Source organism: Exiguobacterium sp. UBA6309 (assembly GCF_002439205.1).
GTDB lineage: Bacteria > Bacillota > Bacilli > Exiguobacteriales > Exiguobacteriaceae > Exiguobacterium_A.
This window is the reverse complement of the sequence record NZ_DJTL01000026.1, coordinates 1-1,992: the sequence shown is the minus strand read 5'-3', so window position 1 is coordinate 1,992 and position 1,992 is coordinate 1. Positions and strand designations below refer to the sequence as shown.

At 48.1% G+C, this 1,992-nt stretch carries 1 protein-coding gene and 1 pseudogene; both read left to right on the top strand.

Annotation, left to right across the window (positions count from 1 at the left end; all coding sequences use genetic code 11):
* Positions 1-1,632, top strand: a 1,632-nt coding sequence (locus B3M90_RS08725; RefSeq protein ID WP_290783439.1) for an acyltransferase family protein, incomplete at its 5' end; no start/stop codon positions are given.
* 174 nt (positions 1,633-1,806) lie between these two features.
* Positions 1,807-1,992, top strand: a pseudogene (locus tag B3M90_RS08720) (IS5/IS1182 family transposase); the annotation flags it as partial.

Genomic DNA, 1,992 nt, shown 5'->3' with positions numbered 1-1,992 from the left:
GGTCTTTTGTTACGCGAGTGGCAAACGACCGGGCGCCTCGATTTGAAACGGTTTTGGATTCATCGTTTCCGTCGTTTGTTCCCAGCTCTATTCGTCATGCTGTTACTCGTTCTCGGATATGTAACCGTCTTTGAACGCGAACTATTGCATACAGTTCGTCAAGATAGTGCCTTTGCGCTTATTTACGGAACGAACTGGTGGTATATCTTCCATGACGTCTCGTATTTCGAGTCGTTCGGGAAACCGTCACCGATCCAAAACCTTTGGTCGCTCGCGATCGAAGAACAGTTCTACCTGCTATTCCCGATCCTACTTTGGTTCGGTATGAAAAATCGTCGCCTGTTCCTTCAATTGATTGGTGTCGCGATCGGCGCATCCGTGCTCGCGATGGCGATTCAATTCACACCGGGTGAGGATCCGAGTCGTGTCTACTACGGTACCGATACACGATTATTTGCCTTATTGATCGGGAGCTTGCTCGCGTTCGCGTGGCAACCGACCCGCTTTAAGATTGATATCCCAAAACGTGGTGTTCGATTGTTGAATCAAACAGGTGCTGTCACGTTGCTACTCTTACTTTTACTGATGGTTGTCACGAGTGAGTTCGGAAGCTTTTTATACCGCGGTGGCTTTTTCATCGTTTCGCTCCTTGCCGCCCTGTTGATTGCTACGATCGCCCATCCGGCGTCGATTTGGAGTCGTTGGTTTGCGCATCCATCACTTATTGCGATCGGCAAACGGTCGTACGGCTTATATCTATGGCATTTTCCCGTCATCACGTTGCTGACACCGGTCGAGCAAATTGGAACATTCTCGGTACTACGGACTATATTGATCATAGTTATTCTTGTTGCGTTAACAGAAACGTCGTATCGCTTCATCGAGCGTCCGATTCGTCAACACGGACTGTCTGGTTACTTGAAGCGTTTATCGCTACATCCGCAACAGTTACGTCAGTTCTCAACGGTACAGTGGGCGAGTGTTGCCGTGTTGACGATCCTTATCGTCAGCTTCATTGGTAACTTATCGATTCTTGCTGTTTCCGATACACCGAAGCCAAAACCCGCCTTCCATAAGATAGCGGCGCCAAAAGAAAAACCGAAACCGGTCCTCAAACCGACGACACCGAAAGCAAAACCTGATCAACGAAAAATTTGTCGACCGACGCTTGCGATCGGTGACTCCGTCCTGCTCGGTGTCGAAGATTATCTCGGCAGTACACTCAAACAACTGACGATTGATGCGAAACTCGGTCGACAGCTACGAGAAGCGATTCCGCTAAGTGAGCAGTATGCGTCGTACAATCAACATGGACGCCAAGTCATCCTTCATCTTGGGACAAACGGCAGCTTCCGCAAAGATCAGTTGAATAGCTTACTCGACCAATTTGCAAATGCCGATCACATCTATCTCGTGACAGCACGGGTGCCACGCCCGTGGGAAGCAGAAGTCAATCAGATGTTACGAGAGGCATCAAAACGGAAACGGGTCGAACTGATCGACTGGCATGCTATTGCTGTCAAACACCCATCCTATTTTGAAGCAGATGGTGTTCATTTGAATATTAAGGGCGCCCGGGCCTATTCGAAGATTCTTGCGAAGGCCACGAATTGCGCCGTTTCGACAAAATAAAACCACGACAAACGAGGCTGGAACATAACTCAGTTTCACAAACGAAAGGCCCTCGAAACGTGTAGTCGTTTCGAGGGCCTTGTTCTATGATGAAAAACCGATTCTGAATAAACAAATAAGGACAACCTCTGATAAAGTTAAAGTGACCAAACCATAACCATCGGAGGTGCCCTTATGTTTAAAGATTATAACATGAACCAGCTGGTTCTGCCCTTAGATTTAGAAGTTCGTCTTCAAGAAAATGATATCGCGTTCGCTGTCCATCATCTCGTCGAATCCATTCCGGATGATGTTTTCGATCCTTTCATGCGGACGACGGGATGCCCTGCTTATCATCCGCGGATGATGTGGCTAGCGCAA